Here is a 15,960-nt window from a genome sequence, read left to right as displayed (position 1 = left end):
ATCCTCTCTATGAATCTTTAAAACCAGAAACAGCTAAAATACAAGGGCCATTAGCAATGATATTGATATCATTTTGCTTACATTGCTCAATCGCTTCATCTTGTTCAGAGCCAGGTTGCATCCAGATGTTTTTGATTCCTTTTTTTATCGCTTCATCGACAATTTGTTTCGTTACGTTCGGGGGAGTGATGATTGAAATACTGTTAACCTCATCAGGCAGGTTGGAGAGTTGATGGATACACTCTAGCCCTTCTATATTTTTTTCTTTGGGATTGACAGGATAAACCTCGCGATTATGCTGCTGATAACACCGTAAAACTTTATTACCGTATTTTGACCGATCGGCCGACGCTCCCACAACACCAAACGCTTCCGATGAAAAAAACTGTTTGATTTGTTCGTTCATGTCTAAGTCCTTTCTTGATAAATCTCTTTAAAGTTTTGAGATAAAAGGATTGTCTTTGATATAAAATCGAAGTGGGCGTTTAGCCCATTCTTTTGCATAATCCACACCAATCCTTGCTTTGGAAATTATAGTAAAGCTGGCCGATTTTGCTGGTTCTGCAATATAAAAATCATCACTGAAAAGATCGTGACCATAGAGTGCTTTATCAATAGACAAGGCTTTACATAGTAATGCTGGCCCTTTAGTATTTTGAGAAATGTTTTTAATTGGTTCTAAGGCTCGAATTAACACTGCAGAACCATGCCCTTTCTCTTCCGTGACCACATTAAAACAGTAGTGAAGTCCATAAATCATATACACGTATGCATATCCAGGAGGACCAAACATCACCTTGGTTCGATTGGTAAGACCTTTCGAAGAATGGGCTGCTAAATCATGTTCGCCTAGATAGGCCTCTACTTCGACAATGCGACCAATTTGTTCGATACCCTCTTTATTATGAACGAGATACTTGCCCAGCAAGTCTTTGGCAACCGTTAATGTGTCACGTTTATAAAAATCACGAGATAGTTTTTCCATACGCTAGATTTATTTGTTGGCCAACATTCAGGTATGCTAAGTATAAATTTTTTTTATTCAACACTAAAGTTATAGGCAGTTACGTCGATAAACAGCTTGGGTGCAACTGAGGACGACATATTATGGCTAAACAAAACGATAACACTTCAATTTCTACTTCCCACGTCATTGATGACTTAATCGATCAATTATCCTTAGAGCCATCAAAAGAAATGGAAGCTTTAAAAGAATTAATCTTTAATAGCCCAGACAACAACCAAGCTAAAATCGATTTTATTAAAGAAGAGATTACCGCGGGTCGTTATCAGATTGAAGCGAAATCGATTGCTATGAAGCTATTAGAAGAGCAATTCATTCTAGCTGATGAGCCTGAAGCTTTGGCTTAAGAAGTAATCTAGAATAAAACACCTCTCACGATCGCGGGTATAGCTGTATGAGTTCCGACTTGATCTGACATTCTGACTTTACGGCAAGAGAGTTGCCCGTTTTGATAAGGGTCCGAATCTTAAAATCAAAACAAAAGGAAACTCTCTATGTAAAAATCAAAATGATTTTGCCAAACTCTCATCCTAGCTTGTATAAGCCAACCGAAGCCAACGCCATTCCAAACATCAAAATTGAAGTATCCTGTAAATTATGATGCCCATGAAATGAAGCGATCGCGCTACTTATGGCTCCAACTAATGCACAGCAAATTGCAGCAGAAGATATTGTAATGTTCTTACTAACATGCTCATACTGGTTTAGTAAATTGGTATTAAATGTTGCATACAAAAGATTAATTCCAAACACACAGATAGCCATAGGAATAACCAGAGTGGAGAAGGATGGTGAAAGAAGAAATGCTAAAGCAACCATCAAAAAGCATCCAAAAATCGAAAAAAGAAACCCGAGCCATATCGTAATCTGTTCACGTTCTTTTTTAATAAAATAGAGACTTAATAAAGCCCCCATAATCTTAATGACCGCTAATATAGTAGCCATTAAGCCCACAACATGGGCTGGATAATTTAAGATATGAACCAAAGTATAAGTTGCAGTTACATAGAATGGAATTAATAAGGAACTCACCAAAGCATAACTGACAACATTGGGTATAAATCCTTTTTCTCGTATCAGCATCCAGTAGAGTTTCAATTGCTCTCTAAATTTACTTTTAATGTTCGGTTCCTGGTCTTCCATCCAATAAATGCCATAAGCTAACAGTGAAAATGAATAGAGGAGTAAAAAAATAAAACTGGCTCGCCAAGAAAAAAAATAGATGATTAAGCTTGTTAACAACATAGCTAATGGAGCTGCAAATGTGCGAACCATTTTAGCTATAGCAAAGTAAGTGGCTCGTGCTTTACTTGTAGCCAATAAACTTTTTGATAAAGTCTGAATAATTCCTACTGCAAATCCTTGAACGAAGCGCCCTATAATCATCGTATAAACATTGCCTGCGAAAAGACATATAGCCGTGCCAAAAGAAAAAATGATAACGCCTAACCAAAAATTTTTCCGAACACCAAATAAGTCAATCAGGGGACCTGAGAACAATATCGATACTGCGAGGCCCAGAAAAAAAAAGGCTACAGTAAGCTTGACAGCTTGCGGAGTAGCATTAAGGCCAACAACCAAAAATGGCATTAAAATGTAATAAAAATATTGTGTTGATTGAGTTAACGATCGTAAGCTTAGGGAGAAAAATAATGACTTACGACCCTGATCAGAACGATTCATTTAAATCCCTTAAAAATCAGTTAACATCTGGTACTTTTAGCCACAAGGCGCAACAGTGTTTGAAAAATGAACAAAGACTAGAGTGACTGCCGTGAACTTGATCGCCTTAAAGGTGCCAGCCAAAGGATATTATCATAGCAGTAGGTTATCATCATGTGACATGAGACGTAAGGTGTCAGATTCGGTACTTTTATTTTAGAAAGCGCATCAGTTACATCACCACTCGCTTCTGCTATTGTTTTAATACGCTGCAGAATATCTAATGTTCCTTTGGTATCAACTCCCGCGACTTCCAACGCTCGGACATACGCTTCTGCCATTAAAGCAGCTTTACTAAGCAAATGAAGTGCTTCAGCAATTGTTTTTAAGACATCATCGACGCCCACATGGCCATCTTTATTCCGATCAAAAAATTAGCCACAACAATTTCCCATATCAAACATCCTTTTATTAAGTTAAATCACAATTAAAGCTGGCGAGTCCAGCCAATCTTAATATACATAAAAACTGTAAAAAATACAGATGTATTTCCCACCTTCGTACCGGACAAAAAACCACTGAGCTAATACGTGCCCGTGCACAATGAGTTGTAATTGAGCCTCAAGATAAGCTCGACCGCGGGGCAACGCTTCTAAGATTTCATCGCTAAGCATGACGAATGCTATGACTTCCTGATAAACGTCTAAGCGTTCATGGTCAAAACGTCTATTTTCCATGTTTTATCCATAGGTTGGGGTTGGGGTTTTTTCCATTATTCCATGATGACTGTTGTCTGCTTCAAGATAAAAAAATCTCTAACAGTCCTGCCAATATGACTTATAGAAGTGCTGCCATTTAACACAAGATCTCGTAATGTATGAAGACCGCAGCGAAAATAGCTTATAGCTTTACGGCCATGTTTTTTGATTTTGATTTCCTTTTGTTCATTTCGCCATTCACCCGTTTTCTAAGCCCCGCAAAAGGCAATAGTCAGCAAAGCAAGTAACCTTGTGCAACGCATTTGGCAACACATGGAAGGCTTGGCTGAAGGATTCACTAAAAAGTACAAAGTTCATCATTTGGTTTATTATGAAGTTCATTCTGATGTCTACGAAGCAATAACCAGAGAAAAACGCATCAAGAAGTGGAACCGACAATGGAAAATAAACCTTATCGAGCAAAACAACCCCCAGTGGCTTGATTTGGGCATCGGATTATTATGATGGGTGGTTGCCCGCCTGCGCGGGCATGACAGGTTTTTTGTCATGTACAGAGCAACATCCCAACAAAACAATGCATACGGCACTTGTTCCAGTTAAAATAGGCGTTTAACATTGCTGCAAGGGCTAAGTTTATCTTTTAACCCTCTAAAAATCGGGCACGGGCAGCATTTCATTGGGCACGGGCACGTATTAGCTCAGTGGTTTTTTGTCCGGTACGAAGATTTCCCACTATTATCTGACTTAGTCGAACCGCCTCAAATGTTCAAGAGGTGGCCCAAACAAGTCAGGACAGGTTGGCGGGGTTGGTTAATTTCCAAGCGTTCTCAAAACGCCAATTATTTCGGTTGCATTCGTAAAGCGCCATCTAAACGGATCACTTCACCATTAATCAGCGTGTTTTGAATAATATGTTCAACTAATAATGCAAACTCCTCAGGTTTACCTAAACGTTTTGGGAACGGCACAGAGTCAGCAAGACCATCTTGTACTTCTTGCGGCATGTTTAATAATAAAGGGGTTGCAATTAAGCCGGGGGCAATGGTATTGACTCGAATGCCAAACTGAGCAAGTTCTCGAGCGGCAGGAAGCGTTAACGCCACAATACCTCCCTTTGAAGCACTATACGCTGTCTGACCAATTTGTCCTTCATAGGCGGCAATCGATGCGGTATTGATAATAACCCCACGCTCGGAAGAATGTTCGACCGGTTCAAGTTTAGTCATCGCTTCTGCGACCACTCGCATGACATTAAACGTACCCACTAAATTCACATCTATAACGCGCTTAAACGCCTCCAGCGGCATCGCGCCTTCTTTACCCACCATTCGTTTCGCAGGGGCAATGCCTGCGCAATTAATGCAAATTCGGGGTACTCCTGCCATTTTGATGGTTTGTTCTAAAGCTTCCTCCACAGCCCTCGCTGAACTAACATCACACTCAATAGAGTCTTCTTTTTTATCTTCAATTTTCTTATCCCAAACAATGGGCCGAATGCCCTTTTTTCGCAACCCTTCTGCACAAGCTTGTCCCATGCCCGAAGCGCCACCGGTAATGACCGCAACATGATGATCAAGATTCATAATAGCTCCTATCCATTATTTCAAAAACTCTTGACTCAAGGCTTTAAATTCCGCTGTTCCTGCTTGTCTAAGCCATTCAAAAAAGACCATCTCGCGTGTGACGAGTTGAATTCCAGCCTCTTTCATTCGCTTTAAGCCGTACTTATGATCAATTTCATGTCGACAGCTTACCGCGTCTACGACCACAAATACGTCTGACTTTTTCTTTTTAAGCTCAATCGCGGTTTGCATGACGCAGACATGTGTCTCAATCCCCATGATGATCACTTGCTTGCGGTCTATTTTACTTAAAGCATCCAGAAAACTCTGATCACTGCCACACGAAAAGTGAACTTTTTCGACGCGCTTTAGCGTTGCTACCAAATGTTCAAGAGCAGAAACGGTTCTACCCAATCCTTTTGGGTATTGTTCACTCACCAGCAAAGGTATCTCGAGTTTACTTCCCAGCTTCATCAACCATTCACACGCATGAACCAAACGTTCTGGTTGCAGAACATGAGGGGTCAACTTTTCCTGAACATCGACAAGAAGCAAACAAGATTTATCTTTTTCTATAAGCATAAGACTCTCCATTCAACTATACATCTATTCTACCCATCATTTCGACATAGATGTAAAGCTATTTTAAATGACGATAAAGTTAGTTACTCTTAAGAAACATGAACGGCTAAGTAATTGATTTAAGGACAAGATGCGATGAGGATGGTTAGATCACTTCTCGGCGGCTTTTTTATTACGCTTTCAAGTTTAGCTTGCGCCGAACCTTGGTTCACTGGCCCACTACTTGCACCGGCAGGAAAAACGATTCCTAAAGGTCATGTTAATTTTGAACTGTACGGGTTTGATACTAAAAACGTTGGTTTTTTTAATCGTCATTGGAAGCTCGCTCATACGCCTGGTTCTGAAAATTATCAAATCAACCCCATTTTTACTTATGGGTTGGCGGAAAAAGTAGATGTCCAATTGAGTTTACCTTATGTCATTAACCAAGCCCTTCGTCATACCAGTCATCACATCGGTGACGTAGCCTTAATTCTAGGTTATCAAGCTTGGGAACAGAAGAATTCTAAATGGATTCCGAATTTAAGGCTGACCTATCAATTGAGTATTCCAACTGGTAAGTTCGAAGAATTTAATCCCGCCAACGAAGGAACCGATGGCACAGGAGCAGGCAGTTATCAATCGATATTTGCTTTAAATTTTGAACATTTATTGCAATTTAATGAGATCAATTATTTACGAACACGCTTTATTTTAAGCCATCTATACGCCTCTCCTGTTCATATACGGGGGTTTAATGCGTACGGAGGAAATCCCACAACCAATGGAATCATCAAGCCTAGCAGTTTAACTGGTATAGATTTGGCTGGTGAGTTTACGGTAACAAAGCATTGGGTAGCGGTTATGGAGGGATATTATTTCAATCGTGGGGCAACTAGTTTTCATGGTTTTCGTGGACTCCCCGTACGGGGGGTTGTTCCGATTGTTGGGCATCCAAATATTCAGGAAATATCACTTGCACCAGCGGTTGAATTTAATGTTAATGAACACTTTGGAATTATAGGCGGGTATTGGTTTTCTGTGCGAGGAAAAGATGCCCCTGATTTTAGATCAACAGTTGTTGCTTTTAATGCGTATTGGTAACTCGATGAGTCTATGATAGCATCCCTTTTTTTGTCATAAGGGATAAATGATGTGGTTCAATAATGCTTTAATTTTTCAATATCAGCTAGATAAACCCGTTGAGTTTATAAATCATCTCACCGCAGAAGCGCTTAAACCCTGCCCTCCCCATGCCCGCTTTATATACGGCTGGCTACCGCCTCACGCAGACGAGTTGGTTCATGAAGTGGCTGGAGCCACTATGATTTGCATGGGTAAAGAAGAGCGCATTTTACCGCGTGGCGTTATTCTGAGAATTTTAGAAGAGCGCGTTCAGAGTTGGGAAACGCAAAATGGTCGAGCTATGAAACGCTCTGAAAGAGCGCAGCTTGCCGAAGAACTTGAATTTGAGTTATTGCCCAAATCCTTTTGTGTACAAAAGCGCATGTTCGCTTTATTTGATACCGTCAAAAATCGATTAATTATTAACAGTGCCAGCGGTAATCAAGCGTCACAATTAACGTCATTGTTACGAAAGTCCATTCCTGGCTTAAGCATAGAGCCTCTTCAATATGAAGAAAATTTATCGTTTCGTTTTGGTGAATGGATTAATCATCCTGTTTCATTGCCGTCGAACTTTCAATTAGCTTCCGATTGTCTATTGTTTTCACCAGATGATGATAAAAAACGTTTCAATTGCAAAGGGTATGAACTCCCTGCTGATGAAATACTAACCTTGTTATCCCAGGGATTAACACCGGCTGAAGTTTCTTTGGTATGGAATGAGCGTATTCAGTTTACTTTAACTCAAGACTTAACCATCAAGCGCATGAAATGCTTAGATTATTTAATTGACGAGTTCCATGAGCTTAAAAGTCTCGATGAAGAGTACCAACAACAAGATGCGGCTCTTACCCTACTCGCTGGAGAACTTAGAGGACTCGTGGATGATGTATTAGCGGCTTTGTCTATGCCACAACACATAGAGCCAACGACACAACAGGCGGATCAACTCCGTTTGTAATTCTATACAGGTTTGTCCTATTTTGTAGCCTAAATGATGCCAAGAGCGTAATCCAGAATAAATCTGGCAGTAACGATAATCCTGGGTTATGGCTAGCGCCTCCACCCAGGCTACGACAAAACCTAAGCAGTAATCTCTTCAACCCGAGGAGGATTAGAATGATAGGTTGCCTGATAAACTTTTAAAGCATCTTCCGCTGCTGCATTTAATCCCATTGCCTTATTAGCATGATAAGCAATGACTAAAGCAGCCTGTACACTTGGCGCCTGCGGATAGGTTTCGATTAAATAATTTGCCCGTTCCGCAGCAGCCACGTACATCTTGCGATCGTAATAATAATCGGCAATATTTAGCTCGTGTTTAGCAAACTCATTACGTAGATAAATCATGCGCTGCAACGCATTTGCTTTATAGCGACTATTTGGAAATTGCTGAACCAACGTTGCAAAATCTGAATAAGCCTGCAATTGCGTACCTGGATCCCGCCAAGATTCCTCAATTCGGAATACTTTCGTAAACGTCCCGCGAGGTTGCTGGAAATTCGCTAGCCCTTTCATGTAATAGGCGTAATCGACTTTTTTAGATCGAGGGTAAAGATGAATAAACCGCTCTGCTGTTGCTGCGGCGGAAGCGTAATTTTCATTTTCATAATAAGCATAAATTAAATCTAACTGTGCTTGCTCTGCGTGATCATTAAAAGGATACATGGTATCCAAAGCTTCAAGCCGCTTAATCGCGCTTTCATATTGCTTTTTAGCCAAAGCGTCTTTCGATTCGGAATAAAGTTGTTTCGCACTCATTCCTTTAAATGGGCCATTTAATCCCTCATCATCCGTTGAGTTCCATTTAGAACAAGCCACCATGGAGATAAAAAGAAATATCAGTAATAATAGTTTCAAAAGTTTCATAAAAAACACCTATCAATCATTCGCTTGTTACAACGCGTAACAAACAAAACAAATGCACGACATTATACCCGTTGAAAAGTATTTTGCGAACTTTGTGTGCGTTTTTGCGAGTTTTTAAAGTAGATGATGAAATCAAATTAACGACTTTGCATAAAATGAAAAATTAGTGAAGAAAACCATTGCAAACAATAGCCCGTTGCGATAGTATTTGCGGCGGAGAGGTGGCAGAGCGGTCGAATGCGGCGGTCTTGAAAACCGTTGAAGGGCAACCTTCCCAGGGTTCGAATCCCTGTCTCTCCGCCAAATCATTATTGAATCTATTCCTGACCCAGCAGCGTTTTTCCTTCTTATAAAACGACTTCTTGTAAAAAGACAACGCCATTGAAACGACGCTTGCGTCTGAAGTAACCTCATCTTCGCTAATTTACAAACCAGCTTTAAGATATGCCATCCTATTGGAATCCTAGAATGATTAATTCTTGAAAGCCATAGGGAGCATGCATGGCGTTCATGATAACTCCCTAATCAGTTCATTAATCAACTTCGCCAAGGGATTTAAATCCAGCGTCAAGAACCATTAATGATTCCAATAAAGGTTCCATGTTATGGAGTGGCCAACTGTTTGGGCCATCACTTAACGCCTTATCAGGATTGGGATGAGTTTCCATGAAAAGGCCCGCTACGCCAGCGGCCACTGCTGCGCGCGCTAAAACCGGAATAAATTCCCGCTGACCACCCGTTACGCCATTATTGCCTCCTGGAAGCTGAACGGAGTGCGTGGCATCATAAACGACTGGACATTGTGTTTCTCGCATTACTTTTAGCGAGCGCATATCTGAAATTAGGTTATTATAGCCAAAACTAACACCGCGTTCACAAACCATAATGCTATCGTTACCACTAGCTTTTGCTTTCGCCACTACATGTTTCATTTCCCAGGGAGAAAGAAACTGCCCTTTTTTAATATTAACCGGCTTATTCATAGCGGCAACATTTTGAATGAAATTGGTCTGGCGACAAAGAAATGCAGGTGTTTGTAATACATCAACAACACTTGAAACTTCAAGCAAAGGAGTATCTTCATGCACATCCGTCAATACTGGCACCCCAACTTGAGACTTCACTTTTTCAAGTATTCTGAGTCCTTGCTCAAAACCTGGCCCACGATAACTGGTAATCGAAGAGCGGTTCGCCTTATCAAATGACGATTTGTAAATAAAAGGCATACCAAGTTTGGCACAAATCTCTTTTAAATATCCTGCCGTTTCTAAGGCCAGCGCCTCGCTTTCAATTACACAAGGCCCTGCAATTAAAAACAAAGGGGATGAAATGCTTGCTTCAAATCCACATAACTTCATTCTTTTTCCTTTTGTTGATGATAAGCACGTGCCGCTAGAACAAATGACTTAAATAATGGATGGCTGTCTCTTGGAGCAGAAGTAAATTCTGGATGAAACTGGCAGGCTAAAAACCAAGGATGGTCTTTAAGCTCCACCACCTCAACTAAACTATTGTCTGCTGAAAGTCCTGATATAATAAGCCCTTTATTAACCAGCGCTTCCATATAATGATTATTAAACTCATAACGATGACGGTGGCGCTCAACAATCGTCTCGCTTTCATAGACGCGGCCAACTAGAGAGTCCTTCTCAAGATTGCAACGTTGTGCGCCTAAGCGCATTGTACCACCTAGGTCGCTGTTTTCATCACGCTGACTGATACTGCCATCGGATTCCATCCATTCGCTAATCAGTCCAATCACAGGATAGGGTGTATCTTTATCAAACTCAGTGGAATTCGCACGTGATAAACCCACCACATTACGAGCAAACTCAATAACCGCGGTTTGCATACCAAGACAAATGCCTAAAAAAGGAATTTTGTTTAAACGCGCGTGTTGAATGGCCTTAATTTTTCCTTCAATACCTCGCTCACCAAACCCCCCTGGAATTAAAATAGCGTCCGCTGGTGACAAGACCTCTGTTCCATGTTGTTCAATAGTTTCAGCATCAATATAAACGATTTCAACTCGAGTTTCAGTATGTATCCCTGCGTGCATTAACGCCTCATTTAATGATTTATAGGCGTCATTTAATTCAATATATTTGCCAACCATGGCGACTTTAACAGTCATAGTTTGCTTAGACTGTGCTTTAAGAACATTATCCCACTCGGTTAAATCCGCAGGCTTTGCATCAATTCCGAGCTTTTTAACGACATATTCATCCAACTGTTGCTCATGAAGCAGATTAGGGATTTGGTAAATACTTTTGGCGTCTTTCAATGAAATAACCGCTTCTTTTTCTACGTTCGTGAACAAGGCGATTTTTGCTCGATCATGGCTTGATAAAGGCTGCTCCGAGCGACAAATCAAAACATCGGGTTGTATACCAATTGAACGTAACTCTTTAACGGAGTGCTGGGTTGGTTTCGTTTTAGTTTCACCTGAAGTTGGAATGTAAGGCACAAGGGTTAAATGTATAAATAAAGAACGTTGTGCTCCAACCTCAATCCGCATTTGTCGAATCGCTTCAAGAAAGGGTAACGACTCAATGTCCCCTACTGTGCCACCAATTTCGACCATTGCAACGTCAAAACCATCTGCTCCAAGCTTAATGCAACGCTTAATTTCATTCGTAATATGAGGAATAACTTGTACTGTGCCACCCAGATAATCGCCTCTTCGCTCTTTTTTGATTACGTTTTCATAAATTTTACCAGAAGTAAAATTATTGCGTTTGGTCATGGTGGTGCGAACAAAACGCTCATAGTGACCTAAATCAAGATCCGTTTCTGCACCATCGTGAGTAACAAATACTTCGCCATGTTGGAACGGACTCATTGTTCCTGGATCGACGTTAATATAAGGATCCAATTTAATTAAGGTAACCTTAAGTCCGCGCGCTTCTAAAATAGCGGCTAAAGACGCGGCTGCGATGCCTTTCCCTAAGGAAGATACAACGCCGCCGGTGATGAAAATATAATTAGTCATAGATAATCCCGTTGAAATGCTTAACCGCGTTACATGCGGTGAGAACCAAATGCATATGAACGGGCGACAATTGTATCAAATAAAAGCAAAGAAACCTACTAGCAAAAAATCTACGGTACCATAAATCAAAGAAATGCTATGAGTCAGGCCATTTCCACTGAGGGGTTCTGAGAAAATCTTGCCCAATAATTTTTGTTTGACCAACTTGTTTTTCAAGTGTCATACGATTACATTGAGGATGGTTATTTAATGCATCAACCAAACAATTAGCATGAGAGATCACCCAAATCTGAGTATTCTTTGATGCTTGTATAATTAGTCTTGCTAGTGAGGGTAATAAATCAGGATGTAAGCTAGTTTCTGGCTCATTAAGTATCATGAGCTTGGGAGGCCGAGGTGTCATAAGGGCAGCAACCAATAAGAGATAACGTAAAGTGCCATCTGAAAACTCAGAGCATGCTAAAGGCCGCAATAAACCGTGTTGATTCATCTCTACAGATAAATAACCATCGCCCTGCTTTGTAATTGTGATTTTTGATCCAGGGAAAGCATCTTCAATTGCCGCATTTAATGCTTGGTTATTGCCAATCTCAATTATTGTTTGCAACGCAGCGGTTAAATCTCTGCCATCATGATAAAGAACTGGCGTACGTGTTGCCAATTGAATTTGGCGAGCTGGAGCATCTTTATCGGTTCTAAAGTGATCATAAAATCGCCATTCCTTGATGGTTTCACGAAGGTTAATGATTTCAGGTGTATGCTTCATATCACCCATTTGATCAAAAAGGCTATCATAGATATTTAAATGTTGAGAGACGGTTTCCCAACCAGATTTTGAGCGGATTTTTACCATGTTCCCTTTTCGGTCTACAAGCACGTTTGCTGGTCTATACCCGTAATCTTTCAAAATGCGTGTTTTTAGGCGCCTTTATTTTTTGTCCTGCCGCATTTTAAAAAGCGAGTAATGGCTCATTCCCTTGCGAGTTTTTTTAAAATGCGGCAGGGCGAAAAAGAAAAAGCATAAATCACGCATTTTGAAAGATTACGGGTATATATGGGGAGCCAGTCCATATACACTCCCGTTTAATTTCTGGATCTAATGAAAATAAAGAGCTTGACGGAGTGGGTAAACCTAGAGAAATACTGTAACCAAAATCCTCTCCAGTAAAGCCCATACGCATTCGCATAGAGTTTTGTCGAGCGTTGCCTTCAATCCTAGCAGTACCATTTAACATACTCGTTGTTATTTTTTCAGGCCCTGCCCAAAAAGTTGAAGCTAATCCTCCTTCATTAGCTAATGCTGTAATGACACCGCCCTTGACCGTTTCATGCAATAATCTAAGCGCTTTGTATAGGTTAGATTTACCGCTACCATTAGGCCCAGTAATTACATTTAGTTGCTCTAGGGGCATGTTCAGATTGAGTAGAGATCTATAGTTGTTGATAGCTATTGATGTAATCATATTTGTATTTAAAAAATAGATAGAGGTCGTAAGCCTAATTTTTTTCGTGCAATTAATATTGTAAAGAATGGTTTTAGAATCAATACAAATGCTGTAGCAAATGCCGTGCCTTTAATATCAAACCAGTATGTAGCTGGCATGGTCAATACAACCATTAGACCTAATTCAATGATACTCCATCTCAAGACAATGGATTCATAGCCAGCATACACTAGCAAAGAGGGAGCAATACGGGCAAGACAAGAACATGCCGTAGCAACGATTAAAACAATCAACTCGCTATAAACCTGAACATACTGGGGACCGAAATATGCTAAGATGGATTTTCCAAAAAAGATAATTAGTAACATTAAAACGACAATTAAAATAAAGGCAATTAAGTTTGTCATGTTTAATTTTTGTTGTAATTCTTGATGACCTAGTTCATCGTTTAACAGTATAGTAAATTGCGGTTTTAATCCTTGATAGACGCTTCCAGGCACTAACCATAACAGCGAGATAATGGTCAGGATCGCGGCATAATAACCAACATGCGCTTCGTTTGAGGAAAATAACTCAACTGCGATGAGATCGATGCTGCAAGTTACTGCAAAAATAATATTATTGCTAATTAATCTAGAAGAGGTTTGTAACCACTCCATTTGTGATAAATTAATGTTTTTGTACTTTTTTATCCCTAAGCGCAATAGTTGCAGTATTTCTTCATTCATGGAGAAGTTTGAAATTATCGAGATTAATACAAATGAAACAAATAAAACAATAACAATGCTAGTATTATTTAATTCTGGGTCGATGAATATAACGACTAAAGCAAATAAAACGATTTCTATTAAATACTTAAATGGGTTGTTATAAAGCATCGAGAGAAGGATACGATTACCGCTTAATAAAAAGCTACTTAATAATTTTGCAATGGCTGCAAACGGTACTAACCATAGCGTATAAGTAGCTAAGTGGTATTGATTGATATCTTTGATATTAAAATAATGAAGCAGTAACATGATGCCGAATGCCAGAAGCGCGATGAAAAATGTTATTAGAAATGTAAAGCCGAGTAATTTTACATTCCAAGCAAGATAGTTTGTTGCCATTTCTTTATCATCTGATTGTAAATATTTTACAAAAAAACGATTTGCGCCAATATTGGTGCCAAATAAGGACAAGGTGATTAAAATGGTTAGCAACTTAATGGCTACACTATAATCGCCGTATAAGCTTGCGGTTAGATGACGGGCCAGGAATATATTTAACCCAAATTTAAGTGCGTATCCAAAAAATGCTAAAACGAATAATAAATAACTCATTTTAACTTCAGTTTTCATTATTTTTTCCTCGTACTCAAAAGAGCATTGCTATTGTTCCCATTAAGCATTACGCGTTATACCCACAGGCGATGAGGGCACAGGGCCTGAGATAAGTCCAATAATATTAGTTAGCATCATCAGCGTTTGCTTGGAATAAGCATCTCTATCATCGATGTAATACCATCGATTTAAATAAGGAATGGCCACCATGGCATGTGTTGGCTGCTTTTCACAATGTTTGATTGTTATCACTCCCTCTAACACCTTTTGCCAATCAAAAGACTTACCATTGGGATAACGAGTGATAGTAACAATGCCATTTTCTGCATCGTTGGGTGGAATGAGTACGCCTTTCGATAAATAGTTAAAAATGCCTAATACTGAGCGTGTTATGACTGGAGTAGCATGTGGTCCTTCGTAATTTGTGAACATAATTTTGTTGTGATATAGCTTTACGCCGGCCTGGTTTAAAATCTTTTTTTCGTGCTCAGTTAATATCGCGTTTTGATTTAAATTCAATGTTAATGTCTCTCGTTCATCCTTATTTGTATACGTGGTGACAAACGCATCTTTCAATTGCAAGCGCCTGAGAACATAAACCATATTGATAAAACGTTGATAGCGAGGAACATATCTAGAGGTAGGCCGCGCCGCGCTAGTGGCGTTGGTGACAGCACCTGCTTGTTGGATTGTAACCTGAAACACGCGCTCGATGCTCCAAGATGACTCAAGCAATAACCCAATTTGCCTTAAATTCAATGCCGATAAAAAACGAGCATGAAAAATTTGATCATCTAACGGTGTATAGCTAATAATCGGGTTGTCGCTGTAAACAAGTCCTGTTGACCCTTCGGCTTTAGTTTCAGTTGCGTTGCTAGGCGTAAACAACTTTGAATATACTTCAAGTCGCCCTTCTCTTTGTATTTTAGTACTACCAGAAATATTACCAACGCTTAGCACTATGGGGGGGTGATCGTATCGTAAGCGAACGATATTCAATAAAAGTTCCTTATTCCTGCTATGATATAATGCCATATTGTAAGAATATCGATCATTATCAAGGATTTTAGGACCTATAGACTGACAACCCCCTAATGCGATTAGAATACTAAGTAAAATCCCTTCCTTAATAAACATGTATAAAAACCTTTTTACTAAAACTGTGTTGAAAATTTTTTGGGAAAGTTGAGGCGGATTATATACGCGTGATCGTTCAAAATGCGTGATTTATGCTGTTTCTTTTTCGCCCTGCCGCATTTTAAAAAACTCGCAAGGCAATGAGCCATGACTCGCTATTTAAAATGCGGCAGGACAAACAATAAAGTCGTCTTAAAACTCGCCTTTTGAACGATCAAGGGTATCGCTGGTTATTAAGGCATTTCAGAGCTGTTGTATAGGCGCTCGATCTAGCAATATTAACCATCTGTTATAAGTACCATATCTTTGGGAAAATGGCGAGCTATAAACTTAGCTTCAGCAGTAAACTCCCGATAAAATTCCCAATCTGATTTGCTCAGACAATTTAGTGCTGATCAGGGAGTGCATTAGAGTGCTGATTAGATAGTCCCTTAAGGTGATGACTAACAGATTTTCAGTTGATTCAAATTAGGTTAAGCATCTCAAAACAAATTGACACCCCATGACGTCCGAAAAGTTATGCTGACGATTAAGGGCCTGTA

Annotated in this window: 18 protein-coding genes, 1 tRNA gene and 1 pseudogene; 5 read left to right on the top strand and 15 right to left on the bottom strand. The window is 39.8% G+C overall.

What is annotated here, in order from left to right; all coding sequences use genetic code 11:
* Nucleotides 1-7: 7 nt before the first annotated feature.
* Both E1O47_RS02665 and E1O47_RS02660 read right to left on the bottom strand, forming a co-directional pair.
* A complete protein-coding gene (locus tag E1O47_RS02665; protein ID WP_133129721.1) occupies nt 8-406 on the bottom strand; it encodes a CoA-binding protein in 399 nt (132 codons plus the stop codon).
* Between the two features lie 27 nt (nt 407-433).
* Nucleotides 434-985: a DNA-3-methyladenine glycosylase gene (locus E1O47_RS02660; RefSeq protein ID WP_133129720.1), complete on the bottom strand. Its 552-nt coding sequence runs from the start codon at nt 983-985 to the stop codon at nt 434-436.
* Nucleotides 986-1,107: 122 nt separating this feature from the next.
* On the opposite strand from E1O47_RS02660, the gene E1O47_RS02655 reads away from it, so the two are divergent.
* Entirely contained in the window at nt 1,108-1,371 is a 264-nt protein-coding gene (locus E1O47_RS02655; protein WP_133129719.1) for a flagellar biosynthesis anti-sigma factor FlgM, read from the top strand.
* A 178-nt stretch (nt 1,372-1,549) separates the two neighbouring features.
* Here E1O47_RS02655 and E1O47_RS02650 read toward each other — a convergent pair whose 3' ends face one another.
* The 4 genes and pseudogenes from E1O47_RS02650 to E1O47_RS12685 all read right to left on the bottom strand — a co-directional run.
* Entirely contained in the window at nt 1,550-2,707 is a 1,158-nt protein-coding gene (locus tag E1O47_RS02650) for an MFS transporter (RefSeq protein WP_133129718.1), read from the bottom strand.
* Nucleotides 2,708-2,784: 77 nt separating this feature from the next.
* Nucleotides 2,785-3,093, bottom strand: coding sequence for a hypothetical protein (locus tag E1O47_RS02645; protein WP_133129717.1), 309 nt, complete (start codon nt 3,091-3,093; stop codon nt 2,785-2,787).
* 105 nt (nt 3,094-3,198) lie between these two features.
* Complete coding sequence (locus E1O47_RS02640) at nt 3,199-3,423, bottom strand: hypothetical protein (RefSeq protein ID WP_133129716.1); 225 nt, start codon at nt 3,421-3,423, stop codon at nt 3,199-3,201.
* Between the two features lie 35 nt (nt 3,424-3,458).
* Nucleotides 3,459-3,704, bottom strand: a pseudogene (locus E1O47_RS12685) (IS4-like element ISLpn9 family transposase); the annotation flags it as partial.
* 1 nt (nt 3,705) lies between these two features.
* Between E1O47_RS12685 and E1O47_RS02630 the strand changes: the two are divergent.
* A complete protein-coding gene (locus E1O47_RS02630) occupies nt 3,706-3,909 on the top strand; it encodes a GIY-YIG nuclease family protein (protein WP_423202749.1) in 204 nt (67 codons plus the stop codon).
* A gap of 335 nt (nt 3,910-4,244) precedes the next feature.
* Here the strand turns inward: E1O47_RS02630 and E1O47_RS02625 are convergent, their stop codons facing one another.
* Both E1O47_RS02625 and E1O47_RS02620 read right to left on the bottom strand, forming a co-directional pair.
* Complete coding sequence (locus E1O47_RS02625) at nt 4,245-4,988, bottom strand: SDR family NAD(P)-dependent oxidoreductase (RefSeq protein ID WP_133129715.1); 744 nt, start codon at nt 4,986-4,988, stop codon at nt 4,245-4,247.
* A 15-nt stretch (nt 4,989-5,003) separates the two neighbouring features.
* Nucleotides 5,004-5,549, bottom strand: a complete 546-nt coding sequence (locus tag E1O47_RS02620) for a hydrolase (RefSeq protein WP_133129714.1) — start codon at nt 5,547-5,549, stop codon at nt 5,004-5,006.
* Between the two features lie 141 nt (nt 5,550-5,690).
* On the opposite strand from E1O47_RS02620, the gene E1O47_RS02615 reads away from it, so the two are divergent.
* Together E1O47_RS02615 and E1O47_RS02610 are read left to right on the top strand one after the other, a co-directional pair.
* The gene (locus tag E1O47_RS02615) at nt 5,691-6,632 is read left to right on the top strand and encodes a transporter (protein WP_133129713.1); all 942 of its coding nucleotides are present in this window, start codon (nt 5,691-5,693) and stop codon (nt 6,630-6,632) included.
* 49 nt (nt 6,633-6,681) lie between these two features.
* Nucleotides 6,682-7,614, top strand: a complete 933-nt coding sequence (locus E1O47_RS02610; protein ID WP_133129735.1) for a recombination-associated protein RdgC — start codon at nt 6,682-6,684, stop codon at nt 7,612-7,614.
* A gap of 122 nt (nt 7,615-7,736) precedes the next feature.
* Here E1O47_RS02610 and E1O47_RS02605 read toward each other — a convergent pair whose 3' ends face one another.
* Entirely contained in the window at nt 7,737-8,522 is a 786-nt protein-coding gene (locus E1O47_RS02605; protein WP_133129712.1) for an outer membrane protein assembly factor BamD, read from the bottom strand.
* Between the two features lie 215 nt (nt 8,523-8,737).
* On the opposite strand from E1O47_RS02605, the gene E1O47_RS02600 reads away from it, so the two are divergent.
* Nucleotides 8,738-8,825 (top strand) — tRNA-Ser (locus tag E1O47_RS02600).
* 230 nt (nt 8,826-9,055) lie between these two features.
* On the opposite strand, the gene kdsA is transcribed toward E1O47_RS02600, so the two are convergent.
* The 6 genes from kdsA to E1O47_RS02570 form a co-directional block, all read right to left on the bottom strand.
* Nucleotides 9,056-9,880: a 3-deoxy-8-phosphooctulonate synthase gene (gene kdsA, locus E1O47_RS02595; RefSeq protein WP_133129711.1), complete on the bottom strand. Its 825-nt coding sequence runs from the start codon at nt 9,878-9,880 to the stop codon at nt 9,056-9,058.
* Nucleotides 9,877-11,514: a CTP synthase gene (locus E1O47_RS02590; protein WP_133129710.1), complete on the bottom strand. Its 1,638-nt coding sequence runs from the start codon at nt 11,512-11,514 to the stop codon at nt 9,877-9,879. Before E1O47_RS02590 ends, kdsA begins: the two co-directional genes overlap by 4 nt.
* 136 nt (nt 11,515-11,650) lie before the next feature.
* On the bottom strand, nt 11,651-12,367 hold the full coding sequence (locus tag E1O47_RS02585) for an AAA family ATPase (RefSeq protein WP_133129709.1): 717 nt from the start codon (nt 12,365-12,367) through the stop codon (nt 11,651-11,653).
* Between the two features lie 172 nt (nt 12,368-12,539).
* Nucleotides 12,540-12,926: an AAA family ATPase gene (locus E1O47_RS02580; protein ID WP_242601970.1), complete on the bottom strand. Its 387-nt coding sequence runs from the start codon at nt 12,924-12,926 to the stop codon at nt 12,540-12,542.
* A gap of 59 nt (nt 12,927-12,985) precedes the next feature.
* Nucleotides 12,986-14,299 (bottom strand): MATE family efflux transporter, encoded by a 1,314-nt coding sequence (locus tag E1O47_RS02575; protein ID WP_133129707.1) that lies wholly within the window; start codon nt 14,297-14,299, stop codon nt 12,986-12,988.
* 42 nt (nt 14,300-14,341) lie between these two features.
* The gene (locus tag E1O47_RS02570; protein ID WP_133129706.1) at nt 14,342-15,418 is read right to left on the bottom strand and encodes a hypothetical protein; all 1,077 of its coding nucleotides are present in this window, start codon (nt 15,416-15,418) and stop codon (nt 14,342-14,344) included.
* Between the last annotated feature and the right edge of the window lie 542 nt (nt 15,419-15,960).

The sequence above is a fragment of the Legionella yabuuchiae genome (genome assembly GCF_900640115.1).
Taxonomy (GTDB): Bacteria; Pseudomonadota; Gammaproteobacteria; order Legionellales; family Legionellaceae; genus Legionella_A; species Legionella_A yabuuchiae.
This window is presented reverse-complemented; position numbering and strand designations above follow the sequence as displayed.

What these genes read in the sequence shown, in the direction of transcription:
- E1O47_RS02570 (WP_133129706.1), bottom strand. Translation starts at nt 15,418, where the DNA reads ATGTTTATTAAGGAAGGGATTTTACTTAGTATTCTAATCGCATTAGGG.
- E1O47_RS02605 (WP_133129712.1), bottom strand. Translation starts at nt 8,522, where the DNA reads ATGAAACTTTTGAAACTATTATTACTGATATTTCTTTTTATCTCCATG.
- E1O47_RS02580 (WP_242601970.1), bottom strand. Translation starts at nt 12,926, where the DNA reads ATGCCCCTAGAGCAACTAAATGTAATTACTGGGCCTAATGGTAGCGGT.
- E1O47_RS02615 (WP_133129713.1), top strand. Translation starts at nt 5,691, where the DNA reads ATGGTTAGATCACTTCTCGGCGGCTTTTTTATTACGCTTTCAAGTTTA.
- E1O47_RS02590 (WP_133129710.1), bottom strand. Translation starts at nt 11,514, where the DNA reads ATGACTAATTATATTTTCATCACCGGCGGCGTTGTATCTTCCTTAGGG.
- kdsA (WP_133129711.1), bottom strand. Translation starts at nt 9,880, where the DNA reads ATGAAGTTATGTGGATTTGAAGCAAGCATTTCATCCCCTTTGTTTTTA.
- E1O47_RS02650 (WP_133129718.1), bottom strand. Translation starts at nt 2,707, where the DNA reads ATGAATCGTTCTGATCAGGGTCGTAAGTCATTATTTTTCTCCCTAAGC.
- E1O47_RS02625 (WP_133129715.1), bottom strand. Translation starts at nt 4,988, where the DNA reads ATGAATCTTGATCATCATGTTGCGGTCATTACCGGTGGCGCTTCGGGC.
- E1O47_RS02610 (WP_133129735.1), top strand. Translation starts at nt 6,682, where the DNA reads ATGTGGTTCAATAATGCTTTAATTTTTCAATATCAGCTAGATAAACCC.
- E1O47_RS02655 (WP_133129719.1), top strand. Translation starts at nt 1,108, where the DNA reads ATGGCTAAACAAAACGATAACACTTCAATTTCTACTTCCCACGTCATT.
- E1O47_RS02575 (WP_133129707.1), bottom strand. Translation starts at nt 14,299, where the DNA reads ATGAAAACTGAAGTTAAAATGAGTTATTTATTATTCGTTTTAGCATTT.
- E1O47_RS02620 (WP_133129714.1), bottom strand. Translation starts at nt 5,549, where the DNA reads ATGCTTATAGAAAAAGATAAATCTTGTTTGCTTCTTGTCGATGTTCAG.
- E1O47_RS02660 (WP_133129720.1), bottom strand. Translation starts at nt 985, where the DNA reads ATGGAAAAACTATCTCGTGATTTTTATAAACGTGACACATTAACGGTT.
- E1O47_RS02585 (WP_133129709.1), bottom strand. Translation starts at nt 12,367, where the DNA reads ATGGTAAAAATCCGCTCAAAATCTGGTTGGGAAACCGTCTCTCAACAT.
- E1O47_RS02665 (WP_133129721.1), bottom strand. Translation starts at nt 406, where the DNA reads ATGAACGAACAAATCAAACAGTTTTTTTCATCGGAAGCGTTTGGTGTT.
- E1O47_RS02640 (WP_133129716.1), bottom strand. Translation starts at nt 3,423, where the DNA reads ATGGAAAATAGACGTTTTGACCATGAACGCTTAGACGTTTATCAGGAA.